We start from the raw sequence: 24,879 nt of genomic DNA, 5'->3' as shown, positions 1-24,879 counted from the left end.
GCACAGGAGACGGGTCCAGATCGGCGTTTTCGGCGCGGAGGCGTACTTCCTGTACGCCGAGCACCGAAAACGCCGAGATGGGCCCGTATCCGAAGCGGGTGCCCGCCCCTTCAATGAGCGTCGGCCCAGGTGAGGCCGTGGCCGATGTCGACGACGAGCGGCACGTCGAGCGGGAAGACCGACTCCATCGCCTCCCGCACCTTGGCCTTCGCCTCGTCCACCGCGTCGGCCGGCACCTCGAACGCGAGCTCGTCGTGCACCGTGAGCACCATGCGCGCGCCGGGGACGACGGGGCGCGGGACGCGCACCATCGCGAGCTTCAGGAGATCCGCCGCCGTCCCCTGGATCGGGGTGTTCTGCGCGATGCGCTCGGCCTGGGCGCGGCGCATGCGATCGCTGCTGCGCAGATCGGGGAGCAAGCGGCGCCGGCCGAGCAGCGTGCGCACGGACTCGGAGCGCTTCGCCTCGGCCATCGTCCGCTCCATGAACTCGTGCACGCCGCGGTAGCGCGCGAAGTAGGCGTCGATGAACCGCGCCGCCTCCGCGCGCGAGATGTCGAGGCGCTTGGCCAGCGCCGACTCGCCCATCCCGTAGATCACGCCGAAGTTGATCGTCTTGCTCCGGCGGCGCATCTCGTCCGTGACCCCCGCCTCGTCCACGCCGAAGATCTCCATGGCCGTGCGCACGTGCACGTCCTGCCCGGTGCGGAAGGCGTCGACGAGCACCGGATCCTTCGACAGGTGCGCGAGCACGCGCAGCTCGATCTGCGAGTAGTCGGCGCTCACGATCACGCTCCCGGGCGGAGCGACGAACGCGCGACGGATCATCCGGCCGAGCTCCGTGCGGATCGGGATGTTCTGCAGGTTCGGGTCCTGGGATGAGAGCCGCCCCGTCGCGGCCACGGCCTGGCCCCAGCGCGTGTGGATCCGGCCCGTGACCGGGTGCACGAGGCGCGGCAGCGCGTCGACGTACGTGCCCTTGAGCTTGGCGATGACGCGGTGCTCGAGCACGACGCCAGGGAACGGGTGGTCCTCCGAGAGCGTCTCGAGCACGTCGGCGTCGGTCGAGCGGCCGGTCTTCGTCTTGCGCTGGGAGCGCAGCTTGAGCTCGTCGAACAGGACGGCCTCGAGCTGCTTCGGCGACGCGAGGTTGATGTCGTGCCCGACCATCTCGCGCGCCTTCGCCTCGAGCGCCGCGAGCTCGGTCGTCATCTGCGCGCCGAGCTGCCCGAGCGCCTGCGGGTCGCAGAGGACGCCCGTGAGCTCCATCTCGGCGAGCACCGCGGAGAGGGGCAGCTCGATCTGCACGAGCAGGTCCTCGAGCCGCTCGGCGCGGAGCCGCGGGCGCAGCTTGTCGGTGAGCGAGAGCGCGACGTCGGCGAACGCGGCCCCGTAGCTCGAGGCCTCGCCGAGCTCGATCTCGTCGAGGGCGCGCTGCGCCTGCCCGCGGCGCTTCGGGGCCACCTCGTCGAGGGTCTGCATCTTGACGCCGAGCTCGCGCTCGGCGAGCTCGTGCAGCTGGTTCTTCGCCTCGGGATCGAGCAGGTAGCTCGCCAGCATCGTGTCGAAGGCGACGCCCACGAGCCCGATGCGGTGCCGCAGGAGGATCACCTCGCAGAACTTCACGTCGTGGCCGACCTTCGGGAGCTCCGGATCCGCGAGCAGCGGGCCGAGCACCGCGTCGATGTCGCTCATCGAGAGCTGGGCCGGCGCGCCGAGGTAGCGGTGGCCCAGCGGGACGTAGACGGCCTGCCCGGGCTCGCAGGCGAGCGCGACGCCGCAGACGTGGGCGCTCATCGGCTCGCGGCTGGTCGCGTGCACGTCGAGGGCGAGGCGGCCGGCAGCGCGCGCCGACCTGGCGAAGGTCTCGAGCTCCTCGCGCGTCGCGATGACCCGGTAGGTCGCCGCCCGCGCGGCGGGCTCCGGCGCGCGGACGCTCTTCAAAAAGCGCGAGAAGCCGAGCTCGGTGAAGAGCTCCCGGAGCTTGCCGGTGTCCGCGCCGCCGTAGCGCAGCGTCTCCAGATCGAGCGTGACGGGCGCGGCGCCGTCGAGCGTCACGAGCTTCTGCGAGAGGAGCGCGTCGGCCTCGTGCTGCTTGAGCGACTCGCGGATGCGGGGCTTCTTGACCTCGTCGAGGCGGGCGTACAGCGACGCGAGCGAGCCGAACTGCGCGAGCAGCTCGGCGGCCGTCTTCAGGCCGACGCCGGGCACGCCGGGGACGTTGTCCGAGCTGTCGCCGACGAGCGCGAGCAGGTCGCGCACCTGCTCCGGCGGCACCCCGAACTTCGCGACCACCTCGGGGGGCCCGTAGACCTTGTCGCGCATCGCGTCCCAGAGCATCACGCGGTCCTCGTCGACGAGCTGCATGAGGTCCTTGTCGCTCGACGCGATGACCACGCGCAGCCCCCGCTCCTTGGCCCGCGCGACGGCGACGGCGATGAGATCGTCCGCCTCGAGGCCCTCCTGGACGAAGATCGGGATGCAGTACGCCTCGACGATCTCCCGGCACCGGTTCATCTGCACGCCGAGGTCGGGCGGCGGCGGCGGGCGGTGCGCCTTGTAGCGCGGGTCGAGGTCGTCGCGGAACGTCTTGCCCCCGGGGTCCATCGCCACGCCGAGGTACGCCGGCTTCCGCTCGTCCACGAGCTTCGTGAGCATCGCGACGGTGCCGAACGTCGCATGAGTCGGCTCGCCGCTCGGGCTCGAGAGCGGGCTGATCGCGTGGTAGGCGCGGAAGACGTAGCCCGAGAGATCGATCAGGTAGAGGACGTCCGGAGCTCCGGCCGGGGGAAGCGCGGTGGGGCGCGTCGACATGACCGACCCTTAGCACCTCGGCGCGCGGCGGGTTCAGTGAACCACGACGTCGCGCCGCATTGTCACGTCGAGGATGTGGCCTCCCCGGTCGACGCCGACGGTGACGCGCGTCCCCGCCCGGCCGCGGAGGCGCTGGATGCAGTCCGCGAGCGGGAGATCCGCGGCGGGCTCGCCGTCGATCCGGACGATGACGTCGCCCTGCGCGAGCCCGGCGAGCGCAGCGGGCCCGCCCTCGATGATGCCCGCGATCGTCACGCCGCTCGGCGAGAGCGAGAGCATCGCGCCGATGCCCGTGAGCTCCTCGCGCGAGCCGCCGTCGCCGAGCAGCCGGATCTCGATGTCGGCGCGCAGCGAGCTTGCGCCGCGCGCGTCGAGGCCGGGCACGATCTTGGCCATGTACTGCTCGTGGCGCACGCGCACCGAGAACGGCCCGCTCGCCGGCACGCCCTGGAGCTCGTAGTCGCCGTTCGCGTCCGTGAGCGCGAGCGAGATCGCGTTGGCGCCGGACGATGTCGCGGAGTCGAGCTCGACCTGGGCCTCGACGACCGGCGCGCGCGACTCCGCGTCGACGACCCTGCCCCTCAGCGTCGCGCCCTGCGGCAAGACGATCCGCACGGAGCGGGCGGCGCGGCCCGCCTCGACGTCGATGGGCGCGCTCCGCGCCGGCGGGCGGCCTGCCGCGCTCACCGTCAGCACGTAGCGACCCGGCGCGAGCTCGTCCAGCTGGAAGGCGCCGCTCGGATCGGACACCTTGCGCGCGCGGCCGTTCACGCCGGCGTGCGCGCCGGAGCCGACCGGCAGGAACGACTCGATCGCCAGCAGGTACGCCTCGACGGGCCGGCCCGATGGATCGACGACCTCGCCCGCGATCGAGCCCGCGCCGATCAGGTGGAGGACGTTCTCGCCGCCAGCGGCGACGCGCGTGGGCTGGGCGTCGCCGAACGGAGGCTGCGCCGCTGTCGCGGTGCAGCCGTCGGCCTCGGGCGGCAGCTCGAAGCGCCCGTCGGCGTCAGCGTTCGCCGACAGGCCCGGCTCATCGCTGCAGCGCACCGTGGCGCCGGCGACGGGGCGGCCCTCCGGATCGACGACAACGCCGCGGACCGGCCCCGCGCTGGCCGCCGTGGTCTCGCGCGGCGGCGGGGGAGGCGGCGGCGGCGGCGGTGGCTCGGCCTCGACCTCACGCGGCGCGGCGTGCTCCGGTTGCGCCGGGGCGAGCGGCGCCGGCGCGGGCTCGCGCCGCGCCGGCATCACGGGGACGGGGCGCGGCAGGAGCAGCCAGACGAGGAACGGCGCGATCAGCAGCGCGACGGAGAGCAGGGCCGCGGAGAGCCAGGCCCTTCGTTGCGCGCCTGCCGTCCAGCTCTCCGCCATGCCGTCCTCCGCTGCCGGCTAACGGCCGGCGTCGACCTGGCCCGTCCCCTCGCCCCCGCCCTCGGGGGCGCTCGGGTCGGCCTCTCCGGCGGGCGACGCCTCGTCGGCGGGGCCGAGCGCGGGGGCCTCCGGCTCCGCGGGCCACGGCGTCTCGCTGGAGGAGCCGCCGCACGCCCCGAGGAGCAGCGCGAAAGGTAGGAGCAAGGTGCCGGGCCGCATGGCCGGCATCCTAGCTCGTTTCCGAGGGGAGGTCATAACGACCGGGCTCTTGGCCCGGTCGTTGGGCGAGCGCGCAAGCGCGCGAGCGCGGCGGCTCAGCGCGTGGACAGGTTCGTCCGGGCGATCCAGAGGCAGGCGGCGGCGTTGACCGCGCACCAGACGACGAGCGCCAACCGGCCGAGGGGGCCGGCGGCCTCGCCCAGCGTGACGACGGAGGTGAGGTAAGCCGCCGTGCCGACGGCGAGGCCCGCGATCGCCGGACGGAGCTTCTTCACCCCGAAGAAGAGCGAGGTCAGGCCGAGCGGGATGAGCGCGTTGGCGAGCGGCAGCCAGCGGTGGACCGACGCGCCGATCAGCAGGTCGAGATCGGCGATCGGACGGGCCAGCACGTCGACGGCGAGATCGACGCGCGACAGGAGCCACGGCGCGAAGAAGAAAAGCCCCGGCCCGGCCGCGAGCGCCGGGAGGAGGAAGCTCACCTGCCACGGGCTCGCGGCGTTCGCCTCCTTCTTGCGGGCGCGGCGGCCGACCCACGTCGCGAGCAGGAGCAGCGCGACAAGCCGCACGACGGCGTGGCTCTGCGTCACGCGCGCGACCGAGCTCGCGGCGTCGAGGACGCCGGCGCCGTAGAGGAGCTTGCCGTCGGCGGAGCTGTCGACCATGCGCGCGCCGGCGCGGATGGCGTCCTCGACCGCGCGCGGGTCGGACACGCCGAGGCCCACGAGCAGCGCCGCCGCGCCGGCGACGTGGGGCGCGGCCATCGAGGTGCCGTTGTACGCGGGATAGGGGGCATCGCAGTCGCCGCGGCCGCGGTTGCAGATGGTCTGCTGCGTGACGTTCACCCCGGGCGCCGCGACGTCGACGCCCTGGCCGCGCGAGGAGAACCTCGCGATCTTGTCGTTCGCGTCGGTGGCGCTCACGCCGATGACGCCGTCGGAGGCGCCGGGGTACTGCACGCGCCCGCCTGTGTTGCCGGCCGCCGCGACGACGACCGCGCCGCGCGAGATGGCGTGGTCGATCGCGCTCTGGAGGACCTTGGAGTTGCGCGGGCCGCCGAGGCTCAGGTTGATGACGTGGGCGCCGTTGTCGGCGGCCCACCGGATGCCGTCGGCGACGTCGGCTGTCGTGCCCCAGCCGCTCTCGTTCAGCACCTTCACCGGCATGAGCCGCGCGTGGAACGCGAGCCCCGCGGCGCCGATGCCGTTGTTGGTCGACTGCGCGATCGTCCCGGCGACGTGCGTGCCGTGGCCCTGGTCGTCGTTCGCGTGGTTCGTCTTGGTGACGAAGTTCCAGCCCTCCACGCACTCGGTCGAGGCGAGGTCGGGCGCCTTGACGAAGGGCCCGTGCGTCTCGCACGCGATGCCGGTGTCGACCACGGCGACGGTGACCCCGCGGCCGGTGGCGAAGTCCCAGGCGCGCTCGGCGCCGACGCGCGCCATGTGCCACTGGTCCTTCAGCAGCGGGTCGTTCGCGACGAAGGACGCGCGCACCCGGGCGAGCGGCTCGGCCGCCTCGACGCGCGGATCGCGCGCGAGCCGCTGGAGGGTCGCGCTGACCGGGCCCTCCACGGTGGCGATCTGGATCCGGGTCTCGGAGGCGAGCGCTGTCGGGAAGAGGCGCAGCGAGAAGTCGCGCGCGAGCGCCGCGAGCGTGCTGTCGTCGAGGTCGTCGCGCGCGTCGACGACGATCTGCCCCGGGATGTCATAGCTGGTCTCGTCGAGCTCGGAGGCCAGGCCGTACAGCGGCTCGCCCTCGGTCGCCACCGGCTCGTTCAGGACGCCGAAGCCGCTCGGCGACGGCTCGGCGTCGACCGGCAGCCCGGGGTTGGCGTAGCGCGGGAGGCGCGGCTCCAGCATCCCCGGCGAGCGCGCCGCGAGCGCGGTCCCGGCGCCTCGGCCGTCCGTCCCGTCGGCCCTCGCGGCGCCGGACACGGCGACCAGCGCTGTCGCGGCGAGCAGCGACGCCGCGAGCGCGCGTCCGGCTGGATGAATGGCGGTCCCCGACCCACGCTGAAGGCGAGACTTGTGCATAGCGGTTCCTCGACGTCAGGGTAGCGCTGCTGCCTGCGGGCAGCCATCGCCGTGGGGGCGCGAAGACGCGCTCACGGGGCGCGCGCGGCGGCGCGGCAGCGGCGTCCGGTCGCCTGGATATCAGCCTGGGGCGCGGTGCCGCCGGGCGTCATGGGCGGTCGTCGATGAGCGCGGCCGTCCTGAGCGCGCTTCGGCTCACCGCGCTATCATGAAAGAGCCGCCGCCGGAGGAGGAGGCGCCGCGCGCGGGGGTGGCGGGGGTCCCCCCACAAACTCGCGCCTTTTGGTGGGCTATTGCCACACAGAAGGATGAGGTGGGCTGGACGGGAGTCGCTGCGATGCGGGCCGGCGCTCGGGTTTGTGGGGCCCACCCCCGCCACCCCCGCGCGCGGCGCCCCCTCCTCCGGCGGCTCCGCTACGTCCGGTGAGGAATACCAGGCGGGCAATTTCTGGATCAGATCCGCGTGGTCCAGAGTCCGGCCATCCACGCTTCGACGTCGGTCACGGTCCGAGGGATGTCGAGCGACAGGTTCCGATGGCCGGTGTCGGTAACGAGGATGTCGTCCTCGATGCGGACGCCGATGCCGCGGTAGCGAGCCGGGACCGTCTCGTCGTCGAGCTGGAAGTAAAGGCCGGGCTCGACGGTGAGCACCATGCCCGGCTTCAGCTTGCCGTACTTGTAGACCTGCTGCCGCGCCTGCGCGCAGTCGTGCACGTCGAGGCCCAGCATGTGGCTCACGTTGTGGAGCGAGTAGCGCCGGTAGAACTGCTTGTCTTCCTTGAGCGCCTCCTCGGCGGAGACGGTGAGAATGCCGAGCCGATCGAGGCCGCGGGCGAGCACCCGCATCGCGGCGCGGTTCGGCTCCATGAAGTCGTTGCCAGGCTTCACCTCGGCGATCGCCGCCTCCTGCGCCGCCAGCACGAGCTCGTAGATCTCGCGCTGCTCCGGGGAGAACTTGCCGTTGATCGGCAGGGTCCGGGTGATGTCGGCGGTGTAGAGCGCGTTGCCCTCGACGCCGGCGTCGAGCAGGAGGAGCTTGCCCGGCTCGAGCGCGCCATCGTTCCGCGTCCAGTGCAGGATGCAGGCGTGGTGGCCCGACGCGGCGATGGTGCCGTACCCGACGTCGTTGCCCTCGACCCGGGCGCGCAGGTTGAAGATGCCCTCGACCTCGCGCTCGCTCCGCCCGCCGGGAAGGGCGCGGATGACGTCCTCGAAGCCACGCTTCGTCGACGCGACGACCGCCTCGAGCTCCTCGACCTCGAGGGCGTCCTTGAGGAGGCGCATCTCCGAGAGCGCCTCGCCGAGCTGCTTGTCACGGTCGTGCTGGGCGAGGAGCTTGTCGACCCGCTTCGAGATGCCGCGGAGCACGCGGTGGGGGCGCGTCACCGTGCCGACGAGGCCGCTCAGGTAGGCGTCGAGCTCGGGGAGCCCACGGCACTCGTCGACGCCGAAGCGCGCGCGGCTCTGCTCGACGCCGAGACGGGGGCCGACCCAGAGCTCCCCCTTCACGCGATCGGTGAAGAACGTCTTGTCGCTGCGACCAGGGTTCGGCTCGACAAAGAGGATGTCCCGGTGCCCGCCCCCCTCCTGCGGCTGCAGGACGAGCACGCAGTCAGGCTCGAGGTTGCCCGTCAGGTAGAAGAAGTCCGAGCCGGGGCGAAAGCGGTAGTGCGTGTCGTTGGCGCGGACCTTCTCGTGGCCCGTGGGGATGATGAGCGTCTCGGCCGGGAAGAGCTTCGAGAGGGCGCGGCGGCGGGCTGCGAACACCTCCGCGTGCGCGATCGGCTCGGGGAGCTCGCGGGCCGCAGGGGCCCACTGATCCAGCATGAACGCGACCAGCGCCTCGGGCAGCGTCGAGTCGTGGCTCGCCGGCTTGGCGTCGCCAGCGACCGCGGCAGCGGGCGCCTCGCCCGGACCGCTGCCGGTGGGCGCGCTGTGGGCAGGATCGGCCTGGAGGGGAGCGGCGGCGGTCTCGGGCGTGTGGCTCATGAGGCTCGAACTATGGGTCGATCAGGCGCGGTCGTTCAAGCCAAAGCGCGCGCCCGACCCGCCGCGCGGATCCCTCCGTGCCGGGGGCGGCACGTCACGCGACCGAGGCGCCGCCGTCGATCGCGAGGATCTGGCCGGTGATGAAGTCGTTCTCGGCGAGGAACACCACGGCGCGCGCGATGTCCTCGGCCTCGCCGAGGCGCTGGAGCGGGATGCGCTCGCGGAGGCGAGCGAGCGTGGCCTCATCGTAGGACGAGGGCGGCAGGACCGTCCCGGGCGCGATGCCGTTGACGCGCACGTCAGGGGCGAGCCCCACGGCGAGGCCGCGGACCAGGTGCGCGAGCGCGGCCTTCGAGACGGAATAGGGAATGTAGTTCCTCCAGGGGCGCTCGGCGCTCAGACAGACGATCGCGACGACGCTGCCGCGGCAGGCGCGGAGCGCCGGCGCGAGCTCGAGCGTGAGCAGGTACGGCGCGGTCGCGTTGAGCGCCATGGCGCGATCCCACGCGTCGGCCGACAGCTCGGCCGGCGGGACGCGATCGAAGTTCGCAGCGTTGTGGACCAGCAGGTCGAGCCGGCCAGACGACCAGTCGAGCGCCGCGCGGGCGAGGCCGGCGAGCGCTGCGCGGTCCTGGAGATCCGCCTGGAGCGCGACGGCGCGCCGCCCGAGCGAGCGCGCCTCGCCGACGATCGCGTCCGCGCCGGCGCGGCTCGTGGCGTAGTGGACGGCGATGTCGGCGCCCGCAGCCGCGAGCAAGCGGGCGGTGGCGGCGCCGAGGCGGGTGCCGGCGCCGGTCACGAGGGCGACACGGCCGGTCAAGGGTGCATGGGGCATGCGGGGGTGTGTAGCAGCCGATGCGCGGCCCCGCGCGTCGGGGCGACGGCGCCGGGCGCCGACGTTCGTCGGCGTCCGAGGGCGTGGATGGCCCGATGGCGCGCGCCGCCGTTTTTTTCTCCCGCGCCGCGCGCCGTGGCACGCTGGCCCGGCTTTGCCGACGCTTCCGACACGCCGAGTAGCCGCAAAGGAACGCTCCCTGGAGCTGCCGCGCCGCCTGGGCGCTGTCGCCGCCGCGCTGCTCTGCGCGGCCGGGTGCACGGAGAAGCTCGAGTCCGTCGATCTGCCCGACATCGGCCTGCCGGGCTTCCTTGCGCCCGGGACGAGCGCGCCGGCGAGCGCCGCGCCGCAGGCCCAGGGCGCGCCGCGCGCCGCCGCGCCGACGACCGCGCCGCGCGCCGCCGCGCCGGCGACCCCGCCCGAGTGCGACGAGCTGCCGTCCGAAGAGGAGGAGAGGCGCGCGAAGCTGCCGCCCCTGACGGCGCTCGGCAAGGCCGTGCCCACAGAGCCGTGGTCCCCGCCGCCGTACGAGGTGCTGCCCGGCGTGACGCTCCCCGCGAAGATCGCCGCCAAGCTCGAGCAGATCGACCGGGCCTACGCGCGGCGCACGCGCGAGCACCTCGTGATCACGAGCGGGACGCGCGACGCGAACCGCCAGGCCAGGGCGATGTTCACGAAGCTCAGGCTCGGCGAGGATCTGCTCCAGCTCTACCGGAACAAGGCGGCGGTCCGGGAGATCAAGAAGGCTTACCAGGCGAACGCCAGCAAGCCGCCGGAGCAGGCGGTGGCGGCCATGGAGGCCGTCATCCAGGACCAGATCGACCGGGGGATCTACATCTCTGCGCATCTGCGCAGGGGCGCCGTGGACGTGCGCAACAGGACCATGTCACCGAAGGAAAAACGCGCGTTCCTCGAGAGCGCCGCGGAGGTCGGGGGCGTCCTCGTCATCGACGAGTCGACGCCGCCGCACTACCACCTTCAGATCGACTGAACGGTGCGTGAGCGGCGCGCTCCGACGCCGCCCTGGCTGGATGCGCGCCCACCGCCCGCGCGCGAGCCTGGCTTGGTGGACGGGCGTGTTGCTCCGGGCAGCGCCATACCTTACAAGAGATCGATCACGGGGTACGCAAAATGTCGAAGAAAGTCATCTTCTCAGGGATCCAGCCGTCGGGGCGGCTCATGCTCGGCAACTACCTCGGCGCCCTCAAGAACTGGGTGAAGCTGCAAGACGACTACGACTGTCTTTACTGCCTGGTCGACATGCACGCGATCACCGTGCCTCAAGATCCCAGGGAGCTGCGCAACCGCACCTACGAGGGCCTGGCGATGTACCTCGCGGCCGGGCTCGATCCGGCCAAGAACATCATCTTCGCCCAGTCGCACGTGCCGGCGCACGCGGAGCTCGGCTGGCTCCTGACGTGCAACGCGTACATGGGCGAGCTCTCGCGCATGACGCAGTTCAAGGACAAGAGCGCCAGAGATCAGAACATCGGCGTGGGGCTCTTCACGTATCCCGTGCTCATGGCCGCCGACATCTTGCTCTATCAAACCGATCTCGTGCCCGTGGGCCAGGACCAGAAGCAGCACCTCGAGCTCGCGCGCGACGTCGCGAACCGCGTGAACAACACGTATGGCGACGCGGAGACCGCGAAGGACGGGACGGTCACGGTGAAAAACCCGATCTTCCGCGTGCCCGAGCCCTACATCCCGCCGGTGGGCGCCAGGATCATGAGCCTGCAGAACCCGTCGGCCAAGATGTCGAAGTCGGACGCCGACGTCAACGCGACCGTCTTTCTCGACGACGGCGACGACGCGATCCGCAAGAAGATCAAGCGCGCGGTGACCGACTCCGGGAGCGAGATCGTCTTTGCGCCGGAGCGCGAGGAGAAGGCCGGCGTGACGAACCTGATCTCGATCCAGGCCGCGATCACCGGCAAGGACCCGCGCGCGATCGTCGAGAGCTACACGGGCAAGCAGTATGGGCACCTCAAGGTGGAGACGGCCGATATCGTTGTCGAGCTCCTGCGGCCGCTGCGCGAGAGGTATCAGACGAACCTGCAGGACAAGGGGGAGCTCGACCGCATCCTGGCGCTCGGCGCGGAGCGCGCGGCGGCGCGCGCGGCGCCGACGCTCAGGCGCATGTACGAGGCCGTGGGCTTTCTGACGCGCGCCTCGGCCCGCTGAGCCGAGCGCCGGCTCGCCGGCGAGACGTGCCCGCGGCGGCGCTCAGGGCGCCGTCGCGCAGCCGCGGCCGCGGAAGACGACCAGGCCGTCGAGCTGGACGCCCACCACGTCAGGGCAACCGTTGCAGTCGAAATCGGTGATGCCGACGCCGAAGCCGTCGATGTCGCCAAAGGCGCCGGGGAACGGCGCGGGGCGGCCCTCGAACGTGCCCTCCGGCGTCTGGATCTGCTGGCCGGTCGTGTCGAACCCGCGCGCGCCGTCGTGCGGGAAGACGGCGACGCCGGCGCCCACGCCGGTCATCGCCACCACCGCGTCCGGGAGCCCGTCGCCCGTCACGTCGCCCCCGATGACCCCCGACAGGAACACGCCGGCCGGCACATCGTGGGTCAGCTCGAAGTTGCCGTGGCCATCGCCCAGGGAAACGAGGATCGGCGATCGCCCTCGGGGGCTCGAAGACGCCGCCGCCACGTCCCTGACCATGTGCGCCTGGTCGTGGTCCCCGAACCGCTGCGCGAGCTCCGCCCACCCTCCCGAGCCGCCCGTCCTGAGTTCAGGCTGTCGAAGCGCGCGAGGCGCTGCGGCGGGACGCCGACGTGCTCGCTGGTCGGGCATCGCGCTGGCCGCCGCGGCGGATCGCCGATAGGTTAGCCCCCGAAAGGAGAGAGACGAGATGGCCAGGATCAGGCTAACCGCATTTGGCTGGGTGCCGCCTTTTGCCCGAGGATTGGTGCGTGATCTCCGCGTGCGCTGGGCGCTCGAGGAGGCGGGCCTCGCCTACGAGGAGCTGCTGATCTGGCCTGGAGATCAGGCGTCCGAGATCCACCGCGACCTCCAGCCCTTCGGGCAGGTGCCTGCCTACGAGGAGGACGGGCGGGTGCTGTTCGAGTCCGGCGCGATCGTGCTGCATATCGCCGAGCGCTCCGACGCGCTGCTGCCGTCCGACCCTGGCGCCCGGGCGCGTGTCAGGTCGTGGATGTTTGCGGCGCTGAACACGGTCGAGCCGCCGATCCAGAACCTCGCCGAGATCGACCTGTTTTACCCGGACGAGGAATGGGCGAAGCTGCGCCGGCCGTCCGCCGTCGAGGCGGTGAACAGGCCGCTTTTGAAGCTGTCAGAGCAGCTGGAAGGGCGAGAGTACCTCGAGGGCCGCTTCACCGCGGCGGACCTGCTCATGACGACGGTGCTGCGCATCCTCCGCCACACGGATCTTATCGCGACGATGCCCGTGCTCGACGCCTACCAGAAGCGGTGCGAGGCGCGGCCCGCATTCCGGAAGGCGCTGGCCGACCAGATGGCGCCCTTCCCCAAAGACGACGAGACGGGCGCTCCGAACAGAGCTTGAGCCGGCCCCGAATACCGCCTGACCGATCGCCTGCGCCGCTGACGCGAGCGACATACGACCTGCCGGAACACGAGGAGACGGGCGCCCACGGAGACCCGGGCTCGCGACGAGATCGCCGGGGAGCTCCAGCGCGAGCGCGCCTCGTCCGTGGGCTGTCGCGGCGCGCGGGGCTCACAGGCCGGCGATGGGCCCGCCCGCCGGATCGCCGTACTTCGCCATCTCGATGCCGAAGTAGTTGATGATGGAGCAATGCAGCGCGCCGGTCGGGGGAGCGTTGCCCGCCTTGACGACGCGGCCTGTCTGGAAGCCCCCCACGTGTCCCGCCAGCATGACGGGCATGTTCTTGCGGCCATGGGAGTCCCCGTCGCCGTTCTCGGACGTGTAGAGCACGAGCGACTCGTCGAGCAGGTTGCCCGTCGGCGTTGTCGCCGCCTTCATCGCGTTGAGCAGGTAGGCGAAGCGGCGCACCTTGAACCGGGAGGTCTGGACGACGCGGGCGTTGGCGACGCGCATCGCCTCCGCCTGCGGCAGGCCGTCGAGGTCGGTGGCGCGATCGCGATCGCCGAGCTTGTGCGAGATGAAGTGATCGCTCCAGGTCCCCACGCCGTCCGGCAGATCATACCCGGCGAAGTCGAGGCCCCAGCTGTTCGAGTACTGCAGGACGAGCACCCGCGTCAGGTCGCAGGTGAGCGCTAGCAGCCCGAGATCGATCATCTGCTTGAACTTGCCGTGCAGGTCCAGCCCCCGCTCGGGCTTGCCGGGGACGGTGCAGCCCGACGCGGTCGTCGACTGGATCTGCTTCTCCAGCTCGAACACCGACTCGAGGTGCTGCTCCACGCGCGCCCTGTCCGCCGCGCCGAGGCGCTGGTTCAGGCGCCGCGCGTCCTCCCTCACCCAGTCGAGGACGCTGGCTCGACGCTGCCGGATGTTGTCCATCTCCGCGTTCGGGTTGCCCAGGTTGCTGAACAGCGTGTCGAACAGGCGGGCCGGATCGCGGAAGGCGTCCTCTACCTGACCGCCGTCCCGGAACGAGATGAAGCCCTGCGTGACCGCCGTGTCGCCCGTGGGAGACAGGTTGAGGCTGCGATACGGCGTCCCGGCCGCGATGTGGTCGGCGAGGACCTGATCGAGCGTGGCCTTCTTCGGGACGGCCTGGCCGCCGCCGTCGGTGTGCGCGCAGAGCGCCATCGCCGGGCTGTGGATGTCCGAGCAGATCGCCTGGTGATCGACGCCGGACACCATCGTGACGTCCTGCCAGATCGCCTCCCCCGCCGGCCACTCGCGCTCGGCCTGGAAGCCCTTCATGTCCACGAGGCACGGCGTCAGCGCCTCCGGCGAGAGCGGCCCCGCCGTGCCGGGGTGCCACGCCCCGGGATCCGTGCCGTTCGGCACGAAGAACGCCACGAAGCGCTTCGGGGCGTCCTCCGGCGCGGCGCTGGCGCGCCGCGGTCGCATGGCGTCGAGGAACGGCAAGGCGACCGCGACGCCGGCCCCGCGGAGCAGGGCTCTTCTCGAGATCTTCATCGGCGACACTCCTCTTCCGTCTGTCGGACGCTGTGCGCGCACATCACTCTGGCGCCCTCCGCAGCCGGAACGCCGGCGACTGGACGATGGTGGTCAGGAAGGAACGGAACCGGTTGCCGTCCTGCGCGAAGCCCTCGGCGGCGGCGTCGATCGCGCAGCGGTCCTCGCTCGCCGGCTCGCGCCCCTGGGTGTAGATGAACAGCTTCTCCGCGACGCACGCGGCCAGATCGGGGCTCTGCCGGAGCTCCGCCGCCAGGGCAGCGAGCGAGTCGAACGACTCGTTGGCTGCGCCCTCGAAGCGCGGCGCGATCCCGAACTCGTCGATACCGATGCTCCCGTCGTACCGCCCGTTCTTGTCGTACTGGGCGAACCCGACGCCGATGGGATCGATGAGCGCGTGGCACCCGGCGCACCCCTCCTGCGTGTTGCGCTTCTTGATGACGTCGACGTAGCTCAGGCCGGAGAGCTCGCCCTCGATCTGCTCGAGGAGCCCCGCGGGGATGTAGATCTTCTGGCAGAGGAAGGCCGCCCGGATCCACTGGCCGCGCACGGCGATCAGGTCGCCGTCGTTCTTGGCGCTGATCAGGCTGGCGTGCGTGAGGAGCCCCGTGTTCGCCCGGTGGTGGCCGGCCGGGAACTCCACGCGGGTCATACCGTCTCCCGACGCCTCCAGGCCGTAGAACTTCGCGAGCTCCGGGGTGAGGTACGTGTGGTTCGCGGTGAGCGCGTCGAGGAAGTCGGTGTCGGGGGTGAAGGCGTGCTCGCCGAGGACGCGCTCGCTCTCGGCGATCATGTCCTCGAGCAGGGCGGGCGTCCACGACGGGTCCGGGTTCGCCGGCGGGCGAAGCTGCTCGAAGGTGAGCCACTGCTTGAAGAAGGCGTTGAAGAAGAGCTCGGTGCGCCTGTCCTCGACCATCTCCTCCGCGACAGCGCGCAGCCCGTCAGGGCTGTCGAGCTCGCCGGCCTCCGCCCGCGCGAGCAGATCCTCGCTGGGGGACCGGCCCCACAGCGTGAACGAAAGGCGCGAGGCGAGCTCGAGCGGCGTCAGGGGCGATGTCTCCTGCCCCGACGCGCCGACCTCGATGCGGAACAGGAAGCTCGGCGAGGTGAGCAGCGCCTCGATGACGAAGCGGAACGCGTCCGCCCTGTCCTGCGCGGCCTCGGTCGCCCGCGCGGCCAGGTCGCTCGCCTCCTCGGCCGACAGCGGCCTTCGATAGGCCAGCTTGCCGAACCGGTGGACGAAGCGCTCGAGGCAGTCGTCGGCGTCCGGCGCGCAGCCGAGCACCGATGTCCGGCGCGCCTCGTCCGCCATGAGCTCCTGACCGAGCGTCTCCGCCGTCGCCAGGTAGGCGCGCAGGTGCTGGTCCGACACGTTCTGGAGGGTGGCTATCGTGCGGAAGCCGCCCTGGCCGGTGTCCTCCGGGATGCTGTCCACGACGGGCGGCTCGTCGAGCTGGAACAGGTCCTGAAGGGTGAGCTGGTACTCGATCCTGGACAGGCGGCGCAGGACGCCGGGGCTCGTTCGGGTGACGCTGCAGTCTTGCACCGCCGGCTCGCCCGTGAGCGGGTCGACCTCGGCGGGCTCCGTTTCGTCGCCGAGCTGCCCGGTACAGGCAGCGCCCGTCAGGCAGAAGAGCGCCAGCGCGGACATGCCCGCCGCGAGGGAACGACGGAGGAACGGGACCGGTCGAGCGGTGTCGGGCGGCATTGTCTTGCTCCTGGGTGACCAGCCATTCCGGTCGACTGCGCCCGGCGCATGCCGAGGCGTCCCGGCGATGCGCCGCGTCGTGGTCGGAGGTGAACTTTCAAAGCAAGGCGGTACTGCGCGCCCCGGCGTCACCTCGGGGCTGAGAACAGAATTCCCGGCGCACGCTCCGGTGATCACCGCCGGCCGAAGATCACTTTCGGACGCGCGCCGGGAGCATGTCAAGCCATCAGCGCAGGGCGCGTCGCTACTTCTGCTCAAGAGAGAGAAGTGAAGCAGCGTGAGATTCGCGAGCTCCGCTGTCCGGTCGACTCGAACACGGGAGGCCCTTTCGGCTGCGTCGGCTCGCGATGGCGCCCTGGACCGAGCCCGAAGAGGTCGAGTGCGGGACAGCGTGGAGAGGGGTTCCGGAGGCTCCGGATGCGCCTGCGGGCGCGACCACCTTCACGCTGCCGGCGAGACGGTTCTTCCCGACGCGCAACATTCCGTCGCGAGCTCCTGAATTTTTGCGATGCGGGCTGCACCCCAGGAGGGCCGGCGCGCTGGACGGACAGCGCGATGTGTTCGCAGGAGATGCGCTCGCGAGAGTCGAGGAGGGTATGGGTTCAAGCGTGATTCCTTGGGCTGGGTGGCGCTTCGCGCGATGGGTGGCGCTGCTCTTGATCGTCCATCTGACATGCGGGCTCGGCTGCGCGGCGCCTTCGGGCGAAGCGCTCGACGTCGAGACGCTGGAGGCGCAGTTCGAGGAGCGCGCCCGCGCCGTGCTCCGCGGCGACGACGCTCTCCGGCCCGCCGCGGGGGGCTTCGAGCTCGCGGCGAGCCCGTCGCGGGGCGGCCTGACGCTCGCGTTCCCGGCGGAGGGGAGCGGGGCCGTGCGGTTCGAGCTGCCGGATGGGTTCGGCATCGAGGTGCGCGAGCTCGGCGCGCGCGGTGAAGGCCGGAAGGTCGGCGCCGCCCTCGCGTACCCGCGCGCGGGCGGCTTCGCGCTCTGGACGGCGCAGCGGCACGGCGCGGAAGAGTGGCTTTGGTTCCCCGAGGGGGCGCCGGCCGCGGGACCTGTTGCGTCATGGCAGGTCGAGGGGGCGGAGCTCCGCCGGCGCGGCGCGAACGTGGAGGTCCTCGACGCGGCGGGGGAGCCGCGGATCATCGTGGCGGCCCCCGAGGCCTATGCCTCGCCGCTCCGGCGCATCCCGACGCGCCTGGAGGTGCAAGGCGACGAGATCTCGCTCTGGGTCGAGGAGACGGGCTCGCCGCTGCTCGTGGACCCGTCATGGACCGCCACGGCGGCCTCGGAGGCGACGCGTCGCGGGCAGCACACCGCGACCTTGCTGCCCGACGGCAGGGTGTTCATCGCGGGCGGGCGGCAATGGCTCCCACTGTCGGAGCAGCTCCACCTCGCCAGCGCGGCCATCTACGATCCGGCGCTCGATGCGTGGCTGCCCGCCGCGCCGATGAGCGAGGCGCGGTCGGCTCACACGGCGACCTTGCTGGCCGACGGCAGGGTGCTGGTCACGGGCGGCGCCAGGGGCGGCGCCGAGTGGGTCTCCAGCGCAGAGCTCTACGATCCCGCGACCGACGCGTGGACCCCCGCCGCGACCATGATCTCGGCGCGCTCGTCACACACCGCGACCTTGCTCGCCGACGGCCGGGTGCTCGCCGCCGGGGGCGCTCCGCCTGGCGGCGCTCCGGGTGCCACGGCCGAGCTCTACGATCCCGTGTCGGACACCTGGTCGCCGACGCCTGCGGCGTCGGTCGTGCGCAGGGAGCACGCGGCGACGCGCTTGCAGGACGGCCGCGTGCTGCTCGTGGGAGGCAGGGTCATCGGGGCCGACACGCTGTCCAGCGTCGAGATCTACGACCCCACGACGGGCGCGTGGACCCCGGGGCCGGACATGCTCCGCGCCAGGTTGACGCCCACGGCGACCTTGCTGGAGGACGGTGACGTGCTGGTGACCGGCTACGACCCGGACGCCGAGGCCGAGACCTACGATCCCGTGGCCAACGCATGGACGCTCGCGAGCAACAAGATGAGCCTTCGGAGCGGCCCGCACACGGCGACGCGGCTGTGCGATGGCCGGGTCCTCGTCTCTGGCAAACAGCCGCCCGACCTCTACGATCCGAGCACGCGGACTTTCTCGAAGGCGCCCAGGAGCCAGGTGAGCCGCCACGACGGCACGGCGACGCTGCTCCCGGATGGACGGGTCATCTTCGTCGGCGGCAACTTCGTCGACGGCAATTCGAACCCGGCGGGCGCCGAGATCTATGACCCTTCGCTCCCGCCCTCAGCGACGCAGCTCGCCCCCCTGAATGCTCTGCGGAATCTCGCGAAGGCCGTGGAGCTGCCGGACGGGAAGGTCCTGATCGCGGGCGGCAACGGGATCACGAAGGTCACCGAGCTCTACGATCCATCGAGCAGGACGAGCTCCGTGGCAGCGCCCTTGAACTTCGAGCGGCATCTCCCCGACCTGACCCGCCTCGCCGACGGCAGGGTGCTGCTCAGCGGGGGCCTCATCGACCATCGTGCGACGGAGCATTACAGCGAGATCTACGATCCGGCAGCGGATGCCTGGACGCTGACGGCGCCCGACGAGGAGCGTCGACACAACCACACGGCGACCTTGCTCGGAAACGGCGAGGTGCTCATCGCGGGCGGCGGGGTGTGGGATTACCCGATCGAGTGGTACCTCGTCCGCAGGACCCGATCGGCTGCGCTGTATCGTCCAGCCGACGACACCTGGGTCGCCGTCGAGCCGATGAACGCAGCGCGGGCGGAGCACGCGGCGACGCTGCTGAACGACGGCAGGGTGCTGGTCGTCGGCGGGATCCAGGGATATGACGACTACGATTTCTCGACCGCGGAGCCGCTGGCCAGCGCCGAGATCTACGATCCCGCGACCCGGCGCTGGTCTCTGACCGCGCCCATGGCGGAGCCTCGGGGCAAGCCCACGGCGACGCGGCTCCTGGACGGTCGCGTGCTCGTCGTCGGGGCAGCCGCAGAGGTCTACGACCCGGTGGCGAACGCCTGGACGCCCACAGGGCCCATGAGCCCGATGTCGAGTTTCAATCACGTCGCCATGCTGCTGCCGACAGGTGAGGTGCTCGCCATCGGAGGGACGGCGGCGCAGATCTATGGCCCTGCGACGAACTCGTGGACACCTGCCCCGTGGGCCTTGGTCTTTCACGACTATCACGCGTCCGTGCTCCTGCCGAGCGGCGAGGTCCTCATCATCGGCTCGAACCGGAACGCGATGCTGTACGATCCTCGATGGCACGACCCCGGGGACAACGGCTGCAGCACGGGCGCCGGCGGAGAGGGCGGCGCCGGCGGCGGTGACTCCGGTGCTGGCGGCGCGGGAGGCGCTGGCGGCGCTGGCGGCGGTGAGCCTGGGACGGGCGGCGCTGGCAGCGGTGGTTCCGGGATTGGCGGCGTCGGCGGCGCCGGTGGCGGTGATTCCGGTGCTGGCGGCGCTGGTGGCGAAGGTGCTGGAGCAGGCGGCAGTGGCGGAGAGGGCGGCGCCGGTGGCAAGGGCGGCGGCCCGGCGAGCGGAAGCTCGACGAGCACCACCGCCGGCGCTGGCGGCGAGGGCGGATCGGGGACGGCGACCGCATCCAGCGGCGCTGGCGACTCGGGGACGGCGACCTCGTCCAGCGGCGCCGGCGGCTCGGGAACGGCGACCGCGTCCAGCGGCGCTGCAGGCCCTGGCAGCCCGGGCCCGACGAGCACGTCGAGCGGCGCCGGAGCGGGCGAGCCGCCGACGGGGACCGGCTGCTCCATGGGGCAAGGGGCGCCCGGCGGCGGGGCCAGCGCCTTCTACCTCGCCGTGGCCGGGGCCGCTCTCCGGCGGAGGATCCGCCGCTCCAGGGCGGCAGTCCCGCGGTGAATTCTGATCACCGGCCGCTCCCGCTGAACTAGATTCCCGGGATGCAGCTACAGATCGAAGGGGATCGACTGACCCTCACCCTTCAGGGCGCGGAGCGGCTCTGGGCCGTGAAGCTCGCGCCCATCGTGGTACCGCGCGCGCACGTGGTGCGGGCGGAAGCGGCGCTTCCGCCCGCCACCTGGAAGCAGATTCGCGCGCCGGGGACGGCGATTCCCGGGCTGATCAAGGCGGGGACGTACTACACCGATCGTGGCAAGGAGTTCTGGTATACGGTGCAGAGCCGCAAGGACAGCCCGCTGACGATCGAGCTCGAGGGGGAGTCGTACCGGCGGCTCGCCCTCACCATCGATGATTCCGCCGCCTGGGCAGAGCGGATCAACGCCTGGATCAGGGGCTGAGTCGCGCGATCCCGCGCCTTGGCCGGCGCCCCCCTCGCCGCCGGCTCGAATCGAACCGGATGTCCCCGCGGCGCGAAGGCCGCTCGTTCGCCGTGCACGCCCGCAGCCTGCGCTCGGTGCACCCGCGCACGAAAAAGCTTCGTCAGCATCTCCGCCAGGAGAAGCTCGTGTGTACCGCGACCACGGGGAGCGGTTCGTGTAGAGTTCCTGGCAGTCCGAGAAAGTGCGGCGGGCGCGTCGCGTCGACGAGGATCCGGTCCCTGTTTCCAGTCCTCCCGGAGCAGGGGCCCGTAGCTCAGGAAGGTGTCACCGCGGCTCCCGGTCAGACGTGTTACCGGGGCTCCGCTCGTACACACCGGGAGATGGGTGCCACCCCTCTTTCTTGGAGGCACGTCCACCGGGAGATGGGTGCTACCCCTCTTTCTTGGAGGCACGTCCACCGCGGAGATGGGTGCCACCCATCTTTTTGTGGAGGCACGTCCACCGGGAGATGGGTGCCGCCCATCTTTTTCTTGGAGGCACGTCCACCGGGAGATGGGTGCCACCCATCTTTTTGTGGAGGCACGTCCACCGGGAAATGGGTGCCACCCATCTCCCGCGTGGACGAGCCGGCCCCCCCGGATGGGTTGACGGCGTGCCGCCCGCCCCGGGCGGGGGCGCCGGGACGACTTCGGTCATCCCTCACCGTCCTTCCGCCGCTCAGCGATCCGCGCTGCTCGCCGCCGGCACCGCCGCCTTCTGCGCCGCACCCGAGCGCGCGCCGCCCTTGATGCGCGCCTCCGTCACAACCTCGTCCCACTGCGCGTCGTAGCCCTCGAAGTGGACCCGGTACGACCCCGGGGCGACGACGCCGGTGATCACGGCGGGCTTGTACGACCCCTTCCACTCGACCTCGACGCGATCGCCGACCTTCCGCGCGCCGCCCGCGCCGGAGGCGCGCTGCTCCTCCTCGCGCATCCGGCGGGCGCTCCCCTCGTGCAGGCATTGCTCGCGATGGCAGGCGAGGCCCGAGGCGCAGTCGTCGTCAGCGCGGCACGGAGATCCGAGCGGCGCCTTTTTCCCGCAGGCGGCGAGCGCCGCAGGCAAGGCGACCAGGACCACGAGCGCTCTCAGGAAGGTCAAGGCTCGAACGCGCACGACACGGCATCCCAGCAGAGCGGCCGCAGCCCGACAACAGAGATCGCAACGCCCGTGACCGGCATCGCCTCGTCAGCCCCTCGGCGCCGCCTCGCCCCCCCGGGCCCCTTCGCATCCCGGGTGCGCCGCGTCCCGGGTGCGCCGCGTCCCCGCGCGGCCGCCCCGCGGCCCCACGCGGCCCCCGCCCGCCCCGCCATGCCGCACCCCTGCCGGCGGCGCCCTGCTCTGCTATGGTCGCCCCCGCTGTGCGTCTGCTCGCCGCCCTCGCGCCCGTGGCCCTGCTCGTCGCGGCGCCGCCGCTCCTGGGCTGCGGCGGCGCCGCCGCGACGGACGCGGGCGTGTGCGCGGGCGCGGGCGTCTGCGGCGCCGGGCACTGCGTCGTGGGGCGCTGCCGGCCGGCGGGCGCCCTCCCCTCGCCCATCGACGCGCGCCGGGTGCTGCTCCCGCCCGCGGACCTCGCCGTGCTCCAGGAAGACGGCGACGCCTCGGCCGCGCCCGGCGTCCCCGACGCCATCGCGCTCGGGCGCGCCAGGACCGGCGATGTCGTGCTGCTGCTCCGGTTCGCGCCGACCTTCGGCGTCGACGCGGACATCGCGAGCGCCTTCGTCGTGCTCGATCCGGTCCCCCTCGCGCCGCCCGCCGAGCGCGCGCTCCCCCTCGAGGTCGCGCGCATCCTCGAGCCGTGGCGCTCCGAGACGGCGACGTGGGGCCGCCAGCCCCGCCTGTCGATCCCGGAGCCCGCCGCCGTCGCGCGGCGCCTCCCCACCGTGCCGCTGCGAATCGACGTCACCTCGCTGGTGCGCGGCTGGGCCAGGCGGCGCATGGACGACCACGGCATCGCCATCGTCGCGCCGGGCCGCGACGCCGTCGGGGCGGCCTACTCGATGGGCATCTCCCAGGGCACCGGCCCGCTGCTCGAGGTGTACGTACGGTGAGCTCCGGCCACGACGACGAGGACGACGACCTCGGCGGGCGCCCGTCTCTCCCGCTGCCCCTCGTCCGCCACGACGCCGGCCGGCGCAGGCCCTCCACGCCGAGCGCTCCGCCGGCGCCCGGCGCGCCGCCGTCGCCGAGCGCGCCCCCCGTGTCCGGCGCCTCGTCGTCGCCCGGCGCCCCGACCTCGCCGACCGTCCCCACCTCCGCGCGCGGCGCCCCGCCCGTCTCCGGCGCCCCCGCGCCCGGCTCCCCCACGTCCGCGCGCGGCGCCCCGGCGATCCCTGGCGCCCCCACGTCCGCGCGCGGCTTCCTCGACGACGACGAGCCCGCCGTCACCCAGCGCTCGATCGCGAGCGTCCGCCCCTTCCCGCTCGTCCGCACCGCGCCGCCCCCGGCGGCCGAGGCGGCCTCGCCCGCGGAGGCGCTGCTCAAGGTCAGCGACCTCCGCGTCTCGTTCTCCGCCGACGGCCGCGTCACGCGCGTGCTCGACGGCGTCTCGTTCACGGTGCCCCGCGGTCGCACCGTGGCGCTCGTCGGCGAGTCGGGCTGCGGCAAGACGATCACCGCGCTCAGCGTCCTGCGGCTCCTGCCCGCGCCGTACGCGTCCATCGACGGCGGCTCGATCGAGCTCGACGGCCAGGACCTCCTCGCGCTGGGCGAGCGCGAGATGCGCGCCGTCCGCGGCGGGAAGATCGGCATGATCTTCCAGGAGCCGATGACCTCGCTGAACCCCGTGTACACGGTCGGCGCCCAGATCGCCGAGGCGATCCGCCTGCACCGGCCCATGTCCCGCGGCGACGCCCGGCTCTACGCCGTGAGCCTGCTGCGCAAGGTCGGCTTCCCCGAGCCCGAGGTCCGCGCGAACAGCTACCCGCACGAGCTGTCCGGCGGCATGCGCCAGCGCGTCATGATCGCCATGGCCCTCGCGCCCGGGCCCTCGCTGCTCATCGCCGACGAGCCGACCACCGCGCTCGACATGACCACCCAGGCGCAGATCCTCGACCTGCTCGAGCGGCTCAAGGCGGAGACGTCCATGAGCCTCCTGCTCATCGCGCACGACCTCGCCGTCGTCGGCGAGCTCGCCGACGACATCGTCGTCCTCTACGCCGGCGTCGTCGTCGAGCAAGGGCCGGCGCGCGACGTGCTCGCCGCGCCGTCGCACCCCTACACGCGCTCGCTCCTCCGGAGCATCCCCGCGCGCGGCTTCCGCCCGCACCGCGTGCGCGGCCAGCGATCGCTGCGCCTGCCGACGATCCCCGGCGGGCTGCCCGATCTGCGCGACCCGCCGCGCGGCTGCCGCTTCCAGGACCGCTGCGAGGCGGTGTTCGACCGCTGCCGCGCCGAGCCGCCGGACCTGTACGCCGTCCCGCCGGGCGCGGGGCACCACGCGGCGCGCTGCTTTCTCCTCGCCGGCGCGGGCCGCCCGGGGGAGGAGGGCGCGGCGTGACGCGCGACAGCGACTTCCCGCTGCCCGCGCAGGGCGACGCGGCCGGCGCCGCCGAGGCCCGCGCCGAGAGCGCGCGCGGCGAGCGCCCGCTCGTGCAGGCGGAGCGGCTCTCGAAGCTCTACCCGGTGCGGCGCGGCCCGTTCGCGAAGCCGGCGTTCGTGCAGGCGGTGGACGGCGTGACCTTCCACGTGCACCGCGGCGAGGCGCTCGGCCTGGTCGGCGAGTCGGGCTCCGGCAAGAGCACCCTCGGGCGGCTCGCGATCCGGCTCATCGAGCCCACGGTCGGCCGGGTCTTCTTCGACGGCGAGGACCTCACCGCCATGTCGGACCGCGCGCTCCGGGCGATGCGCCGTCGGATGCAGATCGTCTTCCAGGACCCGTACGGCTCGCTCAACCCGCGCATGACGCTGCGCGAGATCGTCGGCGAGGGCATCGTGATCCACCGCCTCGCGAGGACCCGCGACGAGGAGACCGCGATGGTCGAGGCCGTGCTGCAGCGGGTCGGCCTGCGGCCGGACATGATGGATCGCTTCCCGCACGAGCTCTCCGGCGGCCAGCGGCAGCGGGTCGCGATCGCGCGGGCGCTCGCGGTGCGCCCGGACTTCATCGTCTGCGACGAGCCGGTGAGCGCGCTCGACCTCTCGGTGCAGGCCCAGATCGTCAACCTCCTCGAGGAGCTCCAGGACGAGCTCGCGCTGAGCCTCCTGTTCATCTCGCACGACCTGCGGGTGGTCGAGCACGTGAGCCACCGCGTGGCGGTGATGTACCTCGGCAGGATCGTGGAGATCGGCCCGGCGCAGGGCGTCTCCGAGCGGCGCCACCACCCGTACACGCGCGCGCTGTTCGACGCGACGCCGTCGATCGACCGCGGCGGCAAGGCGCGCCGCCTGCTCCCGGGCGCGCCGGCGAGCGCGATCAACCCGCCCGAGGGGTGCGTGTTCCACCCTCGCTGCCGGAGGGCCGAGGAGGGCAAGTGCGACGTGGAGATCCCGCCGCTGGAGGAGCTCGTCCCGGGGAGCGGCCACCGCGTGGCGTGCTGGTACCCGGAGCTCGAGTGACGGCCGCGGG

18 protein-coding genes are annotated in these 24,879 nt (G+C 72.6%); 8 read left to right on the top strand and 10 right to left on the bottom strand.

Translation table 11 applies throughout. From position 1 onward, the window contains the following. Positions 1–110: 110 nt before the first annotated feature. From polA to WMF42_RS43210, 6 genes are all read right to left on the bottom strand, one after another. On the bottom strand, positions 111–2,813 hold the full coding sequence (polA, locus tag WMF42_RS43235) for a DNA polymerase I (protein ID WP_061612846.1): 2,703 nt from the start codon (positions 2,811–2,813) through the stop codon (positions 111–113). 33 nt (positions 2,814–2,846) lie between these two features. Beyond that, entirely contained in the window at positions 2,847–4,184 is a 1,338-nt protein-coding gene (locus WMF42_RS43230) for a carboxypeptidase regulatory-like domain-containing protein (protein ID WP_437689070.1), read from the bottom strand. An 18-nt stretch (positions 4,185–4,202) separates the two neighbouring features. Then, positions 4,203–4,403, bottom strand: a complete 201-nt coding sequence (locus WMF42_RS43225) for a hypothetical protein (protein ID WP_233562622.1) — start codon at positions 4,401–4,403, stop codon at positions 4,203–4,205. A 95-nt stretch (positions 4,404–4,498) separates the two neighbouring features. Next, entirely contained in the window at positions 4,499–6,433 is a 1,935-nt protein-coding gene (locus WMF42_RS43220; RefSeq protein WP_437689069.1) for a S8 family peptidase, read from the bottom strand. Positions 6,434–6,886: 453 nt separating this feature from the next. Then, a complete protein-coding gene (locus WMF42_RS43215) occupies positions 6,887–8,422 on the bottom strand; it encodes an aminopeptidase P family protein (RefSeq protein ID WP_061612843.1) in 1,536 nt (511 codons plus the stop codon). 94 nt (positions 8,423–8,516) lie between these two features. Further along, positions 8,517–9,257 carry an SDR family oxidoreductase gene (locus WMF42_RS43210; protein WP_061612842.1) on the bottom strand — a complete coding sequence of 247 codons (741 nt, stop codon included), beginning with the start codon at positions 9,255–9,257 and terminating at the stop codon, positions 8,517–8,519. A 154-nt stretch (positions 9,258–9,411) separates the two neighbouring features. On the opposite strand from WMF42_RS43210, the gene WMF42_RS43205 reads away from it, so the two are divergent. Both WMF42_RS43205 and trpS read left to right on the top strand, forming a co-directional pair. Next, positions 9,412–10,248 (top strand): hypothetical protein, encoded by an 837-nt coding sequence (locus WMF42_RS43205; RefSeq protein ID WP_437689066.1) that lies wholly within the window; start codon positions 9,412–9,414, stop codon positions 10,246–10,248. Positions 10,249–10,388: 140 nt separating this feature from the next. Continuing rightward, positions 10,389–11,441 (top strand): tryptophan--tRNA ligase, encoded by a 1,053-nt coding sequence (gene trpS / locus WMF42_RS43200; protein ID WP_061612881.1) that lies wholly within the window; start codon positions 10,389–10,391, stop codon positions 11,439–11,441. 42 nt (positions 11,442–11,483) lie between these two features. Here trpS and WMF42_RS43195 read toward each other — a convergent pair whose 3' ends face one another. Further along, positions 11,484–11,921: a hypothetical protein gene (locus WMF42_RS43195; RefSeq protein ID WP_437689064.1), complete on the bottom strand. Its 438-nt coding sequence runs from the start codon at positions 11,919–11,921 to the stop codon at positions 11,484–11,486. Positions 11,922–12,111: 190 nt separating this feature from the next. Between WMF42_RS43195 and WMF42_RS43190 the strand changes: the two genes are divergently transcribed. Then, the gene (locus WMF42_RS43190) at positions 12,112–12,783 is read left to right on the top strand and encodes a glutathione S-transferase family protein (RefSeq protein WP_061612879.1); all 672 of its coding nucleotides are present in this window, start codon (positions 12,112–12,114) and stop codon (positions 12,781–12,783) included. A gap of 171 nt (positions 12,784–12,954) precedes the next feature. Here WMF42_RS43190 and WMF42_RS43185 read toward each other — a convergent pair whose 3' ends face one another. Both WMF42_RS43185 and WMF42_RS43180 read right to left on the bottom strand, forming a co-directional pair. Beyond that, entirely contained in the window at positions 12,955–14,307 is a 1,353-nt protein-coding gene (locus WMF42_RS43185; protein ID WP_061612883.1) for a DUF1552 domain-containing protein, read from the bottom strand. Between the two features lie 43 nt (positions 14,308–14,350). Beyond that, complete coding sequence (locus WMF42_RS43180) at positions 14,351–16,015, bottom strand: DUF1592 domain-containing protein (protein ID WP_437689063.1); 1,665 nt, start codon at positions 16,013–16,015, stop codon at positions 14,351–14,353. Positions 16,016–16,623: 608 nt separating this feature from the next. Between WMF42_RS43180 and WMF42_RS43175 the strand changes: the two genes are divergently transcribed. Continuing rightward, on the top strand, positions 16,624–19,893 hold the full coding sequence (locus WMF42_RS43175; protein ID WP_437689061.1) for a Kelch repeat-containing protein: 3,270 nt from the start codon (positions 16,624–16,626) through the stop codon (positions 19,891–19,893). Positions 19,894–19,934: 41 nt separating this feature from the next. Then, positions 19,935–20,291, top strand: a complete 357-nt coding sequence (locus tag WMF42_RS43170; RefSeq protein ID WP_061612876.1) for a hypothetical protein — start codon at positions 19,935–19,937, stop codon at positions 20,289–20,291. Between the two features lie 699 nt (positions 20,292–20,990). Here the strand turns inward: WMF42_RS43170 and WMF42_RS43165 are convergent. Beyond that, positions 20,991–21,413: a hypothetical protein gene (locus WMF42_RS43165; RefSeq protein WP_233562629.1), complete on the bottom strand. Its 423-nt coding sequence runs from the start codon at positions 21,411–21,413 to the stop codon at positions 20,991–20,993. A 260-nt stretch (positions 21,414–21,673) separates the two neighbouring features. Here WMF42_RS43165 and WMF42_RS43160 point away from each other — a divergent pair, with 260 nt between their 5' ends. The 3 genes from WMF42_RS43160 to WMF42_RS43150 are packed head-to-tail and all read left to right on the top strand — an operon-like array spanning position 21,674 to position 24,869. Beyond that, positions 21,674–22,363, top strand: coding sequence for a hypothetical protein (locus tag WMF42_RS43160; RefSeq protein ID WP_437689058.1), 690 nt, complete (start codon positions 21,674–21,676; stop codon positions 22,361–22,363). Next, positions 22,360–23,811: an ABC transporter ATP-binding protein gene (locus tag WMF42_RS43155; protein WP_437689056.1), complete on the top strand. Its 1,452-nt coding sequence runs from the start codon at positions 22,360–22,362 to the stop codon at positions 23,809–23,811. The genes WMF42_RS43160 and WMF42_RS43155 overlap by 4 nt, the downstream gene beginning before the upstream one ends. Beyond that, positions 23,808–24,869 carry an ABC transporter ATP-binding protein gene (locus tag WMF42_RS43150; protein WP_437689055.1) on the top strand — a complete coding sequence of 354 codons (1,062 nt, stop codon included), beginning with the start codon at positions 23,808–23,810 and terminating at the stop codon, positions 24,867–24,869. The genes WMF42_RS43155 and WMF42_RS43150 overlap by 4 nt, the downstream gene beginning before the upstream one ends. Positions 24,870–24,879: the final 10 nt, after the last annotated feature.

This window comes from Sorangium sp. So ce176, assembly GCF_051519835.1.
GTDB classification, from domain to species: domain Bacteria; phylum Myxococcota_A; class Polyangia; order Polyangiales; family Polyangiaceae; genus Sorangium; species Sorangium cellulosum_G.
This window is presented reverse-complemented; position numbering and strand designations above follow the sequence as displayed.